Annotated in this window: 12 protein-coding genes; 8 read left to right on the top strand and 4 right to left on the bottom strand. The window is 68.2% G+C overall.

All coding sequences use genetic code 11. The annotated features are described in order from the left end of the window. Positions 1–122 precede the first annotated feature (122 nt). On the top strand, positions 123–1,661 hold the full coding sequence (locus tag ACSQ14_RS12270) for an ATP-binding protein (protein WP_436013092.1): 1,539 nt from the start codon (positions 123–125) through the stop codon (positions 1,659–1,661). 23 nt (positions 1,662–1,684) lie between these two features. Here ACSQ14_RS12270 and ACSQ14_RS12265 read toward each other — a convergent pair whose 3' ends face one another. Continuing rightward, positions 1,685–2,149, bottom strand: a complete 465-nt coding sequence (locus ACSQ14_RS12265; RefSeq protein WP_436013090.1) for a CHRD domain-containing protein — start codon at positions 2,147–2,149, stop codon at positions 1,685–1,687. Between the two features lie 101 nt (positions 2,150–2,250). Then, on the bottom strand, positions 2,251–2,451 hold the full coding sequence (locus ACSQ14_RS12260) for a hypothetical protein (protein ID WP_436013088.1): 201 nt from the start codon (positions 2,449–2,451) through the stop codon (positions 2,251–2,253). Positions 2,452–2,902: 451 nt separating this feature from the next. Here ACSQ14_RS12260 and ACSQ14_RS12255 point away from each other — a divergent pair, with 451 nt between their 5' ends. Both ACSQ14_RS12255 and ACSQ14_RS12250 read left to right on the top strand, forming a co-directional pair. Continuing rightward, entirely contained in the window at positions 2,903–4,636 is a 1,734-nt protein-coding gene (locus ACSQ14_RS12255; protein ID WP_436013086.1) for a thiamine pyrophosphate-binding protein, read from the top strand. A 169-nt stretch (positions 4,637–4,805) separates the two neighbouring features. Then, positions 4,806–5,222 carry a GtrA family protein gene (locus tag ACSQ14_RS12250; RefSeq protein WP_436013084.1) on the top strand — a complete coding sequence of 139 codons (417 nt, stop codon included), beginning with the start codon at positions 4,806–4,808 and terminating at the stop codon, positions 5,220–5,222. Here the strand turns inward: ACSQ14_RS12250 and ACSQ14_RS12245 are convergent. Continuing rightward, entirely contained in the window at positions 5,125–6,465 is a 1,341-nt protein-coding gene (locus ACSQ14_RS12245; RefSeq protein WP_436013082.1) for a glycosyltransferase family 2 protein, read from the bottom strand. The genes ACSQ14_RS12250 and ACSQ14_RS12245 overlap by 98 nt on opposite strands. A gap of 154 nt (positions 6,466–6,619) precedes the next feature. Between ACSQ14_RS12245 and ACSQ14_RS12240 the strand changes: the two genes are divergently transcribed. The 4 genes from ACSQ14_RS12240 to ACSQ14_RS12225 all read left to right on the top strand — a co-directional run bounded on the left by ACSQ14_RS12240 (position 6,620) and on the right by ACSQ14_RS12225 (position 11,824). Next, positions 6,620–8,248 (top strand): ArnT family glycosyltransferase, encoded by a 1,629-nt coding sequence (locus ACSQ14_RS12240; RefSeq protein WP_436013080.1) that lies wholly within the window; start codon positions 6,620–6,622, stop codon positions 8,246–8,248. Positions 8,249–8,269: 21 nt separating this feature from the next. Continuing rightward, positions 8,270–9,631, top strand: a complete 1,362-nt coding sequence (locus ACSQ14_RS12235; protein WP_436013078.1) for a hypothetical protein — start codon at positions 8,270–8,272, stop codon at positions 9,629–9,631. A gap of 345 nt (positions 9,632–9,976) precedes the next feature. Then, a complete protein-coding gene (locus tag ACSQ14_RS12230) occupies positions 9,977–10,150 on the top strand; it encodes a hypothetical protein (protein ID WP_436013076.1) in 174 nt (57 codons plus the stop codon). A 114-nt stretch (positions 10,151–10,264) separates the two neighbouring features. Beyond that, positions 10,265–11,824 carry an ATP-binding protein gene (locus ACSQ14_RS12225; RefSeq protein WP_436013074.1) on the top strand — a complete coding sequence of 520 codons (1,560 nt, stop codon included), beginning with the start codon at positions 10,265–10,267 and terminating at the stop codon, positions 11,822–11,824. Between the two features lie 45 nt (positions 11,825–11,869). Here the strand turns inward: ACSQ14_RS12225 and ACSQ14_RS12220 are convergent, their stop codons facing one another. Continuing rightward, positions 11,870–12,415, bottom strand: coding sequence for a Crp/Fnr family transcriptional regulator (locus ACSQ14_RS12220; protein WP_436013072.1), 546 nt, complete (start codon positions 12,413–12,415; stop codon positions 11,870–11,872). Positions 12,416–13,122: 707 nt separating this feature from the next. On the opposite strand from ACSQ14_RS12220, the gene ACSQ14_RS12215 reads away from it, so the two are divergent. Continuing rightward, a complete protein-coding gene (locus ACSQ14_RS12215) occupies positions 13,123–15,063 on the top strand; it encodes a PrkA family serine protein kinase (protein WP_436013070.1) in 1,941 nt (646 codons plus the stop codon). Positions 15,064–15,068 lie beyond the last annotated feature (5 nt).

The raw sequence follows: 15,068 nt of genomic DNA, 5'->3' as shown, positions 1-15,068 counted from the left end.
GACGCTGGCCGGAGCAAGTTTCGCCGCTCGGCGTTCCGCCTGCACTGCGGAGTCCGGGGCGAAACATCGCCGCGCCCGCGGCGGCGTCCGCCACCCGGCTCGCAAGGAGCGGAGACGACGGCATGGGCCGGACAGCCGAAGGACGCCCTCCGCCCGGCGCGGCCGAGCGGATGTGGGAGCTCTCCAGCGACCTGATGGCGGTCACTGACGGGGAGGGCCAGGTGCTGGCGGTGAACTGCGCCTGGCAGACCCTGCTCGGCTGGACCGAGGCCGAGATGATGCGCGGGATGGACCTGCTGCATCCTGACGACGCCCAGGCGGTGGTGGCGGAGAAGGAGCGCGTCCGCGACGGCGCCACGGCGATGAACTTCGAGAGCCGTTTGCGCGCGCGCGACGGCAGCTACCACCGGTTCTCCTGGCGGGCGTTCGGCGACGCCGACCACCTGTATGTCGTCGGTCGCGACATCACCGAACGGGTGCATCGCGAGGAGGCCGCCCGGCACGCCCAGAAGATGGAGGCGATCGGCCAGCTCACCGGCGGCATCGCCCACGACTTCAACAACTTGCTGACCATTGTGCGCTCGGCCGTGGACCTCCTGAAGAACCCGGACCTGCCGGAGGCCCGGCGGCGGCGCTATGTCGACGCGATCGACGACGCCGTCGAGCGCGCGACCAAGGTGACGCAGCAGTTGCTCGCCTTCGCCCGGCGCCAGAGGCTCGATCCGGAGCAGTTCGATATCGCCGAGCGGATCGCCGACGTCTCCGAACTGCTGCGCCAGGTGGTCGGCCCGCGGATCCATATCCGCACCGACGCGCCGATCGGCGCCTGTCATGTCGATGCCGACGTTTGCCAGTTCGAGACGGCGCTGATGAACCTGGCCATCAATGCGCGGGATGCCATGGAGGGCGGGGGGGAGTTGGCGATCGAGTGCAGCATGGTCGACGAGATCCCGCCGTTGCGGAGCCACGCGGCGACCAAGGGCGAGTTCGTCGCCGTGACGGTCCGCGACAGCGGGGTCGGCATCGCCCCGGAGTTGCTGCCGCGGATCTTCGAGCCGTTCTACTCGACCAAGGAGACGGGCAAGGGCGCGGGGCTCGGCCTCTCCCAGGTCTACGGCTTCGCCAAACAGTCCGGCGGCACGGTCGGGGTATCGAGCGAGCCCGGGGCGGGGGCGGACTTCACCATCTATCTGCCGCGGAGCCAGGCGACGGCGGTCGCGTCGTCCGACCTCGCTGTGCGTACGCCGCCCGATGACGGCGCCGCGCCGGGGTCGTTGCACGCGCTCGTGGTGGAGGACAACGAGGAGGTCGGCAACTTCTGCGTCGGCATGATGCGCGACCTCGGCTATCGCCCCGACTGGGCCCGCAACGCCCGCGAGGCGCTGGACGCCCTGGCCCAGGACGACGCCGACTACGACCTCGTGTTCAGCGACGTCGTCATGCCGGGGATGAGCGGCATCGAACTCGCCGAGCGCATCCGCGAACTGCAGCCGGACATGCCGGTGCTGCTGACCAGCGGCTACAGCGCCATCCTCGCGCAGGAAGGGTCACGCGGTTTCCCGTTGCTGGCCAAGCCCTACTCGGCGCGCGAGCTGGAGACGGCGCTGTCGCGGATCCTGCCCCGCAACCGCGCGGAGCTTGCCCGGCAGACCCGCCACTGACGAGGCGGCGGGCGGCCGCGGGCTCACTTCGGGGCGGGCTTGGCCTGTGGGGCGGAAAGCTGGCCGCGCAGCGCGCCGGCCGGGCGGTCGGTGGTGTGGACGTTGACGTAGAACTGGGCGGGGTCGGCGAGGATCTCCTGCGCCAGTTCGTGGGTCACCGCCGTGCAGCCGGTGCTGAGGCCGTTCGGGCCGGGCGCGCTGAGCAGGACCACCACGCTGCCGGATTCCGTCGCCGGGGCACGGTGGATGTGCGCGCCGGTCGCAGGCAGCGATATATTGGCCACCTTGAGGTCGTAGCAGATCTGGCTGCGTGCGAGATCGAGCCGGAGCGCAGCGGTCCCGCCGCCTTTCGGGTCGCCGGGGCCGGGGACCTCGGCCGCGCCGGTCAGGGGAACGTTGAATTGCCGTAGGCCGCCCTGGGCGATCGCCGGCGTGATCAGCCCCGCGGCGAGAACCGCGGCCAAGACGCTGGTGAGCCGGGCGCGCATGCGCGTATCTCCAGCCCCCCCAGGCTTGAGCCTAGGAAGTGAAGCTTAGCGATACGATAGCGTCAATTACGCAGGTGAACTTGGCGGTACGATGGCGTCAGTCAGAGCCGCTGGCCGATCCGCACGCATTCGGCGGGCAGGGGGTCCTGAAACGGGGCCACGAGGGCCTGCAGCACGTCGGTGAAGGGCAGATACCCGGCGGCGAAGCCGTCCAGCGCCGCGGCGGCCCGAGATTCCTCGGTCACCGGTTCAAGCCGCCGGCGCTTTTGTCTCGCCGCATCGAGGGAGATGACAGTCATCATTCCAACCTCGTCGAGCCGGCCACGTCCTACGGGGCGTGGTCCCGGGGAAGCCTAAGCAGAGCGCTAAATCTATTGCTGATAGGTTAAAGAGATTCGCGCTGAAGCCCAAAGTCGACCCAAGTCTTCATGCTTCCTTGGCCGGAATGTCTTGCGAGAACTGTGTGGAAGGCCGCGGGGACGCGGACGCTTTGCGCGCCGCCCGGCGCCATGTCGCTGTCCGAAAATGTCAAGCCGACGGTGGGGCGCTGCGGTTACATCGCGCCTCCGAAAAACGCCGACTCCGAAGGGGGTCGACGTGGCGTCCTGCATTGGCGAAGGCGACCGCGTGGTGGTCGCCAGGTTCGACGTGAGTGCGCTTGCCACCGGGCGTGCACCCGAGGATGCTCGCCCGCCCAATAACCGCCGCGGCGTCTCGCTTGAGGAATGTCCGCTTGAGACAGGGAGGTCCTTGATGTCCGTACCGGTTTACGAACGCATTCTGCAGCTTTTTGAGGCCGAAGGGATCAACACCCTGTTCGGCATTCCCGACCCGAACTTCGTCCACATGTTCCTGGCGGCCGAGCGCCGCGGCTGGACCGTCATTGCCCCGCACCACGAAGCCGCCGCCGGCTTCATGGCCGAAGCCGCCTCGCGCATCACCGGCAAGGCCGCCGTCTGCATCGGGACGCTTGGCCCGGGCATCGCCAACTCCGCGCCCGCCATCCAGTGCTGCCTGGTCGAGAACTCGCCGGTCATCTTCCTCAGCGGCCAGCGCGCCCGGGTGACCGAGCAGCGCGTCCGCCGCGGCCGCATCCAGTTCGTCAAGCAGATGCCGCTGTTCGAGAACTCGGTGAAGTACGCCGCGTCGATCGAATACGCCGACCAGACGGACGAGATCATCCGCGAGGGCATCCGCAAGGCGGTGGGCGGCACCCCCGGCCCGGTCTACATCGAGTTCCCCAGCCACATCATCAACGAAGAGCTGGACGTTCCCGAGCCGCTGGCGCCGTCGCGCTACCGCCTGGTCAACCAGGGCGCGGACATCGACAAGATCGCCGAGGCCGCGAAGCTGATCCGCGAAGCCAAGAACCCGATCCTGCTGGTCGGTCACGCCGTCCACACCTCGCGCAGCGGAGCGGCGGTGAAGGAACTGGCCGAGCTGATGAACTGCCCGGTCATCCAGACCTCGGGCGGCACCTCCTACATCCCGGGCCTCGAAGACCGCACCTTCCAGTACGTGTTCTCGAACGCCTCGATCGAGGCGGTGACGGAATCCGACCTCTGCCTGGCGCTCGGCACCGAGCTCGGCGAGCCGGTGCACTACGGCCGCCATCGCTACTGGGTGAAGAACGAAGCCATCCGCAAGTGGATTTACGTCGAGCAGGACCCGGACGCGATCGGCGTCAACCGTCCGATCGACGTGCCGCTGGTCGGCGACCTTCGCGGCGTCGTCCCGCAACTGATCGCGGCGCTGAAGGACACCCCGCGCGCGCCGGCGCCGGGCCTCGCCAAGTTCATGAAGGACGGTCAGGCGGAGCTTGACTCGCTGGCCGAGGAATCGCTGACCAAGACCGACGGCACGGGCGACGTGCCGATCCACACCTCGCGCTTCGTCGTGGAGGCCACGCAGGCCTTCCCGAAGGACGGCATCATGATCCGCGACGGCGGCGCCACGGTGATCTTCCAGTGGACCTACTCGCAGTGCAAGCCGCACGACGTGATCTGGAACCAGAACTTCGGTCACATCGGCACCGGCCTGCCCTACGCGACGGGCGCGATGCTGGCGGACAAGGCGGCGACCGGAAAGTCGCGTCCGGGGATGCTGCTGACCTCGGACTCCTCGTTCATGTTCCACATCGCCGAGCTTGAAACCGCGGCGCGCTGCAAACTGCCGCTGGTCTGCGTCGTCGGCGTGGACAACCAGTGGGGCCTCGAAGTCGGCGTCTACAAGCGCACCTTCGGCCAGGGCACCGAGGAGACCGGTACGCACTGGAGCAAGGACGTCCGGTTCGACAAGATCGGCGAAGGCTTCGGCTGCCACGGCGAGTACGTCACCAAGGCGGAAGACATCAAGCCGGCCATCGAGCGGGCCTACGCCAGCGGCAAGGTCGGCGTGGTCCACGTGGTGATCGACCCGAAGGCCAATTCGGAAGAGATGCCGAAGTACAGCGAGTTCCGCACCTGGTACGCCGAAGGCACCCAGTAAGCGGCACGCTTCTCCTGTAGGCATGGCTGCGCCGCGATCGATCTTCGCGGCGCAGCCATCGCCGGACGGGCAGGGGCCTTCACTTTTGCAAGGGCCCGAGCCCTGACCGTCGTCTAACGAGCTTGCTCCCGCGGGCGTCCGCTCCCCCGCGCAGACGACAGGTGATCGAATGACGGCCACGCTGGGGCGCGCAATTCGTTTCCTTTTCGTCGGCGGGCTCTGCGCGGCGATCACCTATGTGGTCTACGAGGCGGGCCTGCGGCTGGGCGTCAACTACCTCGTCGCCAACGCCGCCGGCTGGCTGACCGGGGTCGCCGTCGGCTTCGGGCTCAATCGCCGGGTGACGTTCGGCGTCTCGGGCGCCAAGCACATGGGCGTGCAGGCGGTGCAGTTCGTGTTCGGCGCGGCCGTCCAGCTCAGCGGCTCGACGATCGGCCTGGGCGTGCTGGTCTCGGGATTTCAGATCGGTCCGCGGATCGCCTTCGTGCTTAACACGGGCTTTTGGGCGGTCTGGAGCTTCCTCTGGATGCACTTCGTCTTCCGACGCCGGAGCGAGCGCTCGCCGGCGGCTGAGAGCGCGATCTGACGCGACCGTGGAGCGAGCCAGCGAGGCCGCGCACCGCCCGCGGGCTGGGCGCGGGCTCCATGTGGGCGAGGAACTGGGCTTCGTTGCCGCCCAGAACGGAAAGCAGGAATCCGCCCAGCGCGTTCTGCGCGCCGAGCGTCAGCAGCAGCGAGCCGGCGACCGCCGGCCAGACGCTGAACGCCGGGCCGAAGCCGCGGAGCTGCCAGTCGAACAGCACGGCCAGCAACACCAGAATGCCGGCCAGGAAGAAGCCGGCGCCGGCGATCACCATCGACTCCAGATTGACCCAGCGCGACAGCCGCAGCGCCAACGGGTTCGGCGTGCGGTAGCCCTCGCGCACGCCATAGAGATGGGTGGCGATGGCCAGGATCAGCGCGATGTGGCTGAGCCCGACCAGCGCGCCGGCCAGCACGGTCCAGTAGTTGCCGAAGAAGAAGCTGGCCTCGCGGTGGGTGGCCAGGGCCCAGGCCGAGGCGCTGAGGATCCCCAGGCCGATGCCCCCGCCGAGGATGGCCGGCATGGCGAAGACCCAGAACGGGCTCAGCATGAACAGGTAGCGCAGGTGCCGCCAGCCGTCGCGCCACGGCCGCAGGTGCGGCGGCCGGTCCCGCAGGTCCGGCGACAGGGTGGCAGGGACTTCGGTCATCCGCTCGCCGCGCAGCGCGGCCTTGATGACCATCTCGCTGGCGAACTCCATCCCCGAGCCGGTCAGGCCGAGGCGATCGTAGCAGTCGCGGGTCAGCGCGCGCAGGCCGCAGTGGGCGTCGCTGATGCCGGTGTGGAAGATCAGGTTCAGGATCCCGGTCAGGACCGGATTGCCGATGTAGCGGTTCTTCCAGGGCATGGCGCCCGGCTTGATCTCGCCCTTGAAGCGCGAGCCCATGCACACCGAGGCGCCCTGCATCAGCGCCTCGACCATCGGCGCCGCCTCGCGGAAGTCATAGGAGCCGTCGGCGTCGGCCATCACCAGGTAGCGACCGCGCGACGCCTCAAAGCCGCCGCGCAGCGCCGCGCCGTAGCCGCGCTCGGTCACGTTGACCACCCGCGCGCCGAGCCGCAGGGCCAGCGCCTGGCTGCCGTCGGTGCTGCCGTTGTCGGCGATGACGACCTCGCCTTCCAGGCCGTGCCGCCGTTCGAGCTCATCCAGCGCTTGCTGCGCGGCCCGGATGCAAGGCTCCAAACAGAGCACTTCGTTCAGGCACGGCATGACGATGCTGACGTCCAGGTGTCGATCGTGTCGCATGCGGGTTCGCCGGCTGGTTTTGAGGCGGGCGGATTAAGGGCGGGGGAGCCTGACCTTCGCCACGTCAAATGAAATTGCCCCCGCTCGCAGAGCGCTTTCCGATCGGGTCTGGTGGCGCACCTGCCTTCGCCACGCCGCTCGATGGGCGTTTGGGATGCAATCACCGCCTGATGCGCGCGACGGCCGACGAGGCCTCTGGATCGGCGTCGGCGTGCTCGTTCTGCTGACCGCGCTGACGCTGTATCTGCAGCTCCGGAATAACGCGTTTGGCGCCGAGCTCCCCGACGACGAGGCCTCGCACTACATTTCGGGCCTGCTGATCCGGGACTACCTGCTCAGCGGCTTCCAGCAGTCGCCGATCGCTTATCTGACCAACTACCACGCGCACTATCCGCTGGTCGGCATCGGCCACTGGGGGCCGGGCTACTACCTCGCGGAGGCCGCCTGGTTCCTGGTGTTCCCGCCGACCATCCAGTCGGCGATCCTGCTGTCGACGGCGATCACCGTCGCCACCGCCGGCGTCATCTATCTGTTCGCCGTGCGGAAGCTGCAGCTGAACCCGGTCCTCGCGGCCGGCGCGGGGGCGCTGTTCGTGCTCACCCCGCTGGTCCAGAGCGGCAGCTCGACGATCATGCTGGACGTGCCGATCGCCTTCCTGACGATCTGCGCCGCCTACGCCTACACCACCTACCTGGAATCCGAGAGCCCCTGGGCCGCCGCGGCCTTCGGCCTGATCGCCGCGACGGCGATCCTGACCAAGGGCAACGGCGCGCTGCTGGCGCTGACGCCGCCGCTCGCGGTGCTGGCGACTGGGCGCTGGGTGCTGTTGCGGCGGTGGTCGTTCTGGCTGCCCGCGGCGATCGTGCTGGTGCTGGCCGGGCCCTGGACCCTGTTCACCTACGGCCAGGTCGCGGCGGGCTTCCGCTACGCCTGGGGCGTCACCTATTCGACGGTAGCGACCATCGAGAACACCAACATCCTGCTGCGCAACGTCGCGGCGCCGGTGTTGATCCTGGCGGTGCTGGGCGTCGTCGCGGCGGTCCGCGATCGCGGCTCGCCGCGCCGGCTCGCGGCGCGGATGCTGATCGCGACGCTGGCGTCGGTGTGGATATTCCAGACCCTCGTGCCGGCCGCAATCCAGGACCGCTACCTGGCGCCGCTGATCCCGCCGGTGGTGCTGCTGGCGGCGCTGGGCGCGGACCTGCTGACGTCGCGGTGGACCGGTCGCGCCCGCCTGGGCGCGAGCGCCCTGGCCGCCGCGGTCCTGCTGATCGCCGCCTTGCCCGTGGCCCTGAGCATGACGCCCCGGCCTTCGCTCGGCATCCGCGAGCTGGCGGCGCTGGTCTGGGCCGAGAAGCCGCCCGCCAATCCTGTCGTGCTGATCTCCGCCAAGAGTTCGTCCGAGGCCGCGGCCATCGCCGAACTGGCCGGGGCCGATCCGCACCGGCCCAGCCTGTTCGCGGTGCGCGGTTCGCGCCTGCTCGGCGGCGGCGGCTACAACCGCACGGACTATGTCGCGAAGTTCGCCAGCAGCGGCGAGGTCGCCGGCCAGATCGAGCGCATGCGCGTTCCGCTGGTGCTCTATCAGGACGACCCGGGCGGCTGGAAACACGTCGCCCAGGTCGAACAGGTGCGCGAGGCGGCGCACCCTGGGTGGCGGCTGCTGGGCCGCGCCGGGACGAACGCCTCGAGCATCAGCCTCTACGCGCTACCGGAGGCCGCTGACGCCTCCGCGGATCTCGACGCCTGGGTCGCAATGACCCGGCCCAGGCAACTTCAGTAGGCAGCTTCAGCAGGTGGCGGCATGACTAAACCTCAGCACCCCGATCAGGCGACGCGCCGAACTCCGCGAGACGGGCGGCCGACGCGCCGCGCCGCGGTGGCGGGGTTCGCCCTGTCGGTCTGCGGCCTGGGCGCCGTGGCGCTGGCGAAGAAGCTGGACGCCGAGTCCGGGGCGGCGCCGGCGCCGGCCGCGCCTACGCCCGCCAGCCCCGCGCCGGCCCCGCCGGCGCCGCGGAACTACAACTACGAGGTGCTGGAGGTCGGGCCCGGCAAAAAGTTCAAGTCGCTGACCGAGGCCGGCGCCTTCATGAACTCCGAGGCCCGGTGGAACAACGGCTACGCCGGCGCGGACAAGATCTCGCGCATGGCGTTCCGGGTGGTGATCAGCCCGGGGCCGGCCGGCTATTACGTCAACGACGCCGGGTCGCGGTCGCGGCGCTGGACGGACGCCAAGGGCTGGCCGCCGTATGACGGCAACCTGCTGGGGCCGGTGCTGATCGAAGGCGAGGCCGGCAAGCCCGCGCCCGTGCTCGAGACCGACGGCTACGGCGACGGGGTGATCTATTACCAGAAGGGCCTGTTCGCGACCGGCAACTTCGACGCCACCTTCCGCCACCTGGCGTTCCGCGGCTTCCGCCGGCGCGACGGCAACGGCAATTACGCGGCGATCCGCATGGGCGACAGCTTCCTCGAGGACGTGCCGAACCGGGCCAACATTCTGATCGAGGATTGCGAGTTCACAGGCTGCGACAACGGCATAATGGGCGGCGCCAAGGGGCAGCGGGTCGCCATCCGCAACAGCTATTTCCACCGCAACGGCAACCAGACGGGGCTGGCGCACAACATCTACGTGCTGCAGGTCGACGAACTGACCGTCGACGGCCTGCTCTCCAGCGAGGCGATCATCGGGCATCTGCTCAAGACCCGCGCGGCGCGCACCGTCGTGCGCAATTCCCGGCTGCTCGGCGGCGACGGCTCGGAGAGCGCCTGCCTCGATGCGCCGAACGCCGGGGCTCTGGTGATGGACGGGGTGGTCTGCGAGAAGTCCGTCGATTCCGATGCGACCTGGCTGATCCACTACGCGGGCGAGAACCAGGACGGCGCGGGCATGCCGTTCCACCAGGCCTCGAGCGTCCAGCTGCGCAATCTGACCCTGCTGGCCCCGCCGGCCCTGATCCGCCACCCGTCCTCGCCGGTGGTCGGCTTCGCCAACCAGAGCGGCGACGGCGCGCAGCAGTCCGGCGCGGGATCGCGCCTGGTCAGCCCGCAGGCGGAGAACGTCGAGGTCTACGGCCTGAACCGGCAGACCGCAGGGGTGCCATGCCGCGTGCTGCCCCAGCGGCCGGCCGTGGACCGCAAGCCGCCGATCGCCACGATGACCTAGCGCGCCGCGCAGCCACAGCGGGGCTGTTGTAATCGGGCAAGCGCGGTCAAGCCTCTCGGCGCTGCGGCTGAGTTTGCGGGCCAATGGTTTGCCGGCGTATCTTGTGTCCACTTACCGACAGACAGCGGCCCAGGCGCAAAGACACGATGGCGCAAGTGCTGTGTTGTCGAGAGATTTTGCATGTCTAACGAGAACCGTAAACGCGCCGCCCGCTCTGGTTGGGCGCGTCGGCGGGGTGAGGCGCCTCAGCAGCCATCTCAGACCGAACCGCGAGAGGGGGGCGAGGCTCCCGGCGGGGAGGACGGGCCGGTCGCGGACGAGCAGCACTTGTCGGATCGCGAACCGTTGTTCGCCGCCTACCGGGCGGCCAAGGCGAAACATGACGAGGCGATCGCCGCATTGAAGCGGGCGACTCGCGCCCGTCTGGCGCCCGACCCGGAGCTGGTGCGGGCCCAGGCCGAAGCGGCGGTGGGGGAAATCGACGCGCTGACGGCCTTGCGCGCAGGCGTTCGCGCCTGAATTCGGCCTCGCGGCCGCTGAAAACAGCGGCGGGGCTGGCTGTTATGTCAAAAGCAGTCGCGATTTTTAACCCACGCGGTCAATCTCGGCCTGCGCACGGGAAGCGGAGACACGATGCCTGACCGGAAGCTGCTCGCCACCGAGAACGAAGGGCTGAGGAGGCAGCTGGCGGAGAACGCGCGCAACCTGAATCAATGCGAGGCGCGCTACGACGCGGTCTTCAATTCCTCGCATACGCTGACGTCCCTGTGCACGGCCGAGGGCGTGGTCCTCGACGTCAACCGCACCACCCTGGAGAACGTCGGGGTGCGGATCGAGGACTGCATCGGCAAGTATCTGTGGGAGTGCCCCTGGTACGCCACCGCGCCGGAGGAGGCCGCCAAGATCGAGGGCGCGATCAGGCAGCGTTCGGGGCAGGTCATCCAATACGAGTCCTGCCTGATGACCCCGGAGGGGCCGGGCTACTACGACGTGCTGATCCGTCCGGTCCGCAACGGGGTGGGCGGCGACATCCGGCTGCTGGTGGTCGAAGGACGCGATCTCACCGACATGCGCCGCGCCGAGGACCGCGCCAGCCGCTCGGAGCGGATGGAGGCGCTGGGGCTGCTGACCGGCGGCATCGCCCATGACTTCAACAACTTCCTGACCGTCGTCATCGGCGCGCTGGACATCGTCGTGCGACGCCCGGAGCGGCCGAACCGAAGCCAGTTGATCGAGGCCGCGTTGGAGGCCGCGCAGAAGGCCGAGGCGCTCAACAAGCAGCTGCTGGCGTTCGCCCGCCGCACGCCGCTGGCCGCGCAGGAGGTCGATCTCGGCGCCGCGCTGCGCAGCCTGGAGCCGTTGCTGCGCAAGGCGATCGGCGAGGCCGTCGAGATGCATCTGCACGTCTCGGCCGAGGCCCATGCGGTGCGCATGGAGAGCGCGCAGTTCGAGGCGGCGGTGCTCAACCTGTGCATCAACGCCCGCGACGCCATGCCCAGCGGCGGCCACATCGAGATCGAGATCCGCCACGGTACGCCGGAGGAAGCTCAGCGGGCCGGCGTCACCGGCCCGACCGTGGTGCTGGCGGTGGCCGACGACGGCTCGGGGATCGAGCCGCAGATCCTGCAGCGCGTCTTCGACCCCTTCTTCACGACCAAGCCGGCGGGGCAGGGGACCGGACTGGGGTTGAGCCAGGTCTATGGCTTCGCGCAGCAAACCGGAGGCGGCGTCGACGTGGTCAGCGCGCCCGGCAAGGGCGCGACCTTCAAGGTGGTGCTGCCGTGCTCGGCGGCGGTGAAGCCCGAGCACGACGACGGCGACGAGACCGGCCGGCCGCTCGAGATCCAGAAGGTGCTGCTGGTCGAGGACGACGAGAGCGTCTCGAACGTCACCCAGGCCATGCTGAGCGAGCTGGGGCTCGAGGTCGTCGGCGCGCGCAACGGGCCGGACGCCCAGCGCGCCCTGGCGGACGACAGCTTCGACCTGCTGATCACCGACCTGATCATGCCGGGCGGCATGAACGGGGTGCAATTGGCGGAGTGGGCGAAGGGGCAACGGCCGGGCATCAAGGTGATGCTGTTCTCGGGCTGGACCGCCGACACCGTGGTCTCAGCCCCGCCGGGGGTGCCGGTCTTGCAGAAGCCGTTCGATTTGAACGCCTTGAAGCGGGCGATCGAGAGGCTCGGGCGCTAAGCCCGTCCGGCCCGGGCGGTCGTCCGCTGACGACCGCCCGCCGTATCAAGCCTCGATCGCGGCGACTTCGCAGGCGGCGAGCTGGGCGAGCGCCGCGCGCTTGTTCAGCTGGATATCTCCAGCCTCGAAGGTGACGAGACCTTCCCGGCGCATCTGCTGCAGGGTGCGGTTGATGTGGACCACGCTGAGGCCGAGCGCGTCGGCGAACAGCTCTTGCGTCACCGGCAGTCGGAACGCGCCGTTGCGCACCAGACCGACGGAGTCCAGGCGATCGTGCAGCTCGACCAGCAGGTTGAGCACCCGCTCCTTGGCGGTGAGCCGTCCGATGCGGACGATCTGGTCGAGCAGCCGCTGCTCACGTTCCCGATGCGCGTCGGCGATGGCCGCCTGGGCGAGCGCGGGATCGACGCCGGCGTTCATCAGCGCCGCGTCGGCGAGTTCGACATGGGTCAGGGTGAGGAGTTCCCGCACGCCGACGTCGGTGAACCCGCCAGTGGCGACCACGTCCCCGGGAAGGATGAATGAGAAGATCTGGCGGCGCCCGTCGGGCAACAGCCGCACTTCGCAAATCCAGCCTGAGACCACGGCCATCAATCGCGGGGTCGCATCTGAGATCGTAGTTTTCGGCTTAAACCGTTCTACCTGTTTCCAGAATTGGTGGAGGCGGTCGGCGTAAGATCCTGAATCACTTCCTAGAGTATGAAATATAGACGGCCGAGACTTGGTCGTCGGATGCACGCAAGTAGACGCTAACATCTCTCACCTCTCCTGTGAGCGCCATGCGGTTCTCGCACGTGTGTCCTGGAAGCCCCGCGTACCCCTTCTTCTTTTTGCTGCCGAGCTTGCCGCCGGTCAGTGAAAGCGACGTTTCCACAGGGGCCGCCGGGCCTGAATGCAACACCCTGTGTACGGTTAAACCTATGTTTGGTGGCTCCCGGCCGCGGTGCGCGGAGCCGCAAACGTCGGCAGGGGCAGGAGCGGGGGCGTGTTGCGGCCAGCCTCCCGTCCACCGCGGGCGCAAGATTTTGGCCGCGGGACACGGAGCACGCCCGGCGCGCGGGCGTTTTGTCGGCAGGACCTATCTTGAAGAGTCTCACGGCGCGCAAGCGCAAACGCCGATGAAGCAGCCAGATCGCCGTGATGTGATGAAAAGTGAGCCAAGTTTCCGCTTATCCGCCCCCGCATTACGAGTTTTTGTTCGTTGGTGTTGATTTTCAGCTTCGCCGTTTAGGCGGGCGACGCGTTCTAACTTCGCAGGGATCAGACTGTCGGTGGGCATGTAGAGGACGACCTGAGTGATGTCGGAGAATCTGTTCAGCGCCTTCGCCAGCGCCTTCGAGTCGCGGCGCAACGCAGAGATGCCGCTTAAAAACTATCTCGAGGCGTGCGCCGGGGATCCGTTACTTTACGCGAACGCCGCCGAGCGGCTGCTCGCGGCGATCGGCGAAGCCGAGATGGTGGACACGGCCAAGGATGCGCGCCTCGGCCGCGTCTTCATGAACCGCACGATCCGGCTCTACCCGGCCTTTTCCGGCTTCTACGGGATGGAAGAGACGATCGAACAGATCGTCTCGTTCTTCCGCCACGCCGCGCAGGGGCTCGAGGAGCGCAAGCAGATCCTCTACCTGCTGGGCCCCGTCGGGGGCGGCAAGTCCTCGCTCGCCGAGCGGCTGAAGTCGCTGATGGAAGTTAACCCGATCTACGTGCTGAAGGCGGGCGACGAGGTCAGTCCGGTGTTCGAGAGCCCGCTGGCGCTGTTCGATTCCGAGGTGCACGGCGCCGAGCTCGAGGAGCGCTACAAGATCCCGGCGCGCCGCCTCTCCGGCGTGATGAGCCCCTGGGCGCTGAAGCGGCTGCACGAGTTCGAGGGCGACATCTCGCGCTTCAGCGTGGTGCGCATGCAGCCGTCGCGGCTGCGCCAGGTCGCCATCGCCAAGACCGAGCCGGGCGACGAGAACAACCAGGACATCTCCTCGCTGGTCGGCAAGGTCGACATCCGCAAGCTGGAGTATTTTTCGCAGAACGATCCCGACGCCTACAGCTACTCCGGCGGCCTGAACCGGGCCAACCAGGGGTTGCTCGAGTTCGTCGAGATGTTCAAAGCCCCGATCAAGATGCTCCACCCGCTGCTGACGGCGACGCAGGAGGGCAACTACATCGGCACCGAGAACATCGGCGCCATCCCGTTCCTGGGGATCGTCCTCGCCCACTCCAACGAGGCCGAATGGCAGGCCTTCCGCAGCAACAAGAACAACGAAGCCTTCATCGACCGGATCTGCGTGATCAAGGTGCCGTACTGCCTGCGGGTCGCCGAGGAGCAGAAGATCTACGAGAAGCTGATCGCCGGCTCCGAGCTGGCCGACGCGCCCTGCGCGCCGGCGACGCTGGAGATGCTGGCGCGCTTCTCGGTCCTGACCCGGCTGCGCCGGCACGACAACTCGACCTACTACGCCAAGCTTCGGGTCTATGACGGCGAGAGCCTCAGGGACTCCGATCCCAACGCCCGCAGCGTCCAGGAGTACCGCGACGCCGCCGGGGTCGACGAGGGCATGGACGGGGCCTCGACCCGCTTCGCCTTCAAGGTGCTGGCCTCGACCTTCAACCACGACACCAGCGAGATCGCCGCCGACCCGGTGCACCTGATGTACGTGCTCGAACAGAGCGTGCGGCGCGAGCAACTCCCCGAGGAGACCGAGAAGCGCTACCTCGAGTTCATCAAGGCCGAGCTCGCCTCGCGCTACGCCGAGTTCATCGGCAACGAGATCCAGAAGGCCTACCTGGAGTCCTATTCCGACTACGGCCAGAACCTCTTCGACCGCTACGTCGACTACGCCGACGCCTGGATCGAGGATCAGGACTTCAAGGATCCGGACACCGGCCAGCTGCTCAATCGCGAACTGCTCAACCAGGAGCTTTCGAAGATCGAGAAGCCGGCGGGCATCGCCAATCCCAAGGATTTCCGCAACGAAATCGTCAAGTTCTCGCTGCGCTCGCGCGCCAAGTACGGCGGGCAGAACCCCTCGTGGACCAGCTACGAGAAGGTGCGCGAGGTGATCGAGAAGCGGATGTTCAGCCAGGTCGAGGACCTGCTGCCGGTGATCTCGTTCGGCTCGAAGAAGGACGGCGAGACGGACAAGAAGCACACCGAGTTCGTCGAGCGGATGAAGGCGCGGCACTACACCGAACGCCAGGTCCGGCGTCTGGTCGATTGGTACATGCGGGTGAAGCAGGCAGGCTGAACGCG

It is taken from the genome of Phenylobacterium sp. LjRoot219 (assembly GCF_964252995.1).
Classification (GTDB): domain Bacteria; phylum Pseudomonadota; class Alphaproteobacteria; order Caulobacterales; family Caulobacteraceae; genus Phenylobacterium.
This window is presented reverse-complemented; position numbering and strand designations above follow the sequence as displayed.

Coding starts and splice junctions, on each gene's coding strand:
- ACSQ14_RS12270 (WP_436013092.1), top strand. CDS start 123: ATGGGCCGGACAGCCGAAGGACGCCCTCCGCCCGGCGCGGCCGAGCGG.
- ACSQ14_RS12265 (WP_436013090.1), bottom strand. CDS start 2,149: ATGCGCGCCCGGCTCACCAGCGTCTTGGCCGCGGTTCTCGCCGCGGGG.
- ACSQ14_RS12260 (WP_436013088.1), bottom strand. CDS start 2,451: ATGATGACTGTCATCTCCCTCGATGCGGCGAGACAAAAGCGCCGGCGG.
- ACSQ14_RS12255 (WP_436013086.1), top strand. CDS start 2,903: ATGTCCGTACCGGTTTACGAACGCATTCTGCAGCTTTTTGAGGCCGAA.
- ACSQ14_RS12250 (WP_436013084.1), top strand. CDS start 4,806: ATGACGGCCACGCTGGGGCGCGCAATTCGTTTCCTTTTCGTCGGCGGG.
- ACSQ14_RS12245 (WP_436013082.1), bottom strand. CDS start 6,465: ATGCGACACGATCGACACCTGGACGTCAGCATCGTCATGCCGTGCCTG.
- ACSQ14_RS12240 (WP_436013080.1), top strand. CDS start 6,620: ATGCAATCACCGCCTGATGCGCGCGACGGCCGACGAGGCCTCTGGATC.
- ACSQ14_RS12235 (WP_436013078.1), top strand. CDS start 8,270: ATGACTAAACCTCAGCACCCCGATCAGGCGACGCGCCGAACTCCGCGA.
- ACSQ14_RS12225 (WP_436013074.1), top strand. CDS start 10,265: ATGCCTGACCGGAAGCTGCTCGCCACCGAGAACGAAGGGCTGAGGAGG.
- ACSQ14_RS12220 (WP_436013072.1), bottom strand. CDS start 12,415: ATGGCCGTGGTCTCAGGCTGGATTTGCGAAGTGCGGCTGTTGCCCGAC.
- ACSQ14_RS12215 (WP_436013070.1), top strand. CDS start 13,123: ATGTCGGAGAATCTGTTCAGCGCCTTCGCCAGCGCCTTCGAGTCGCGG.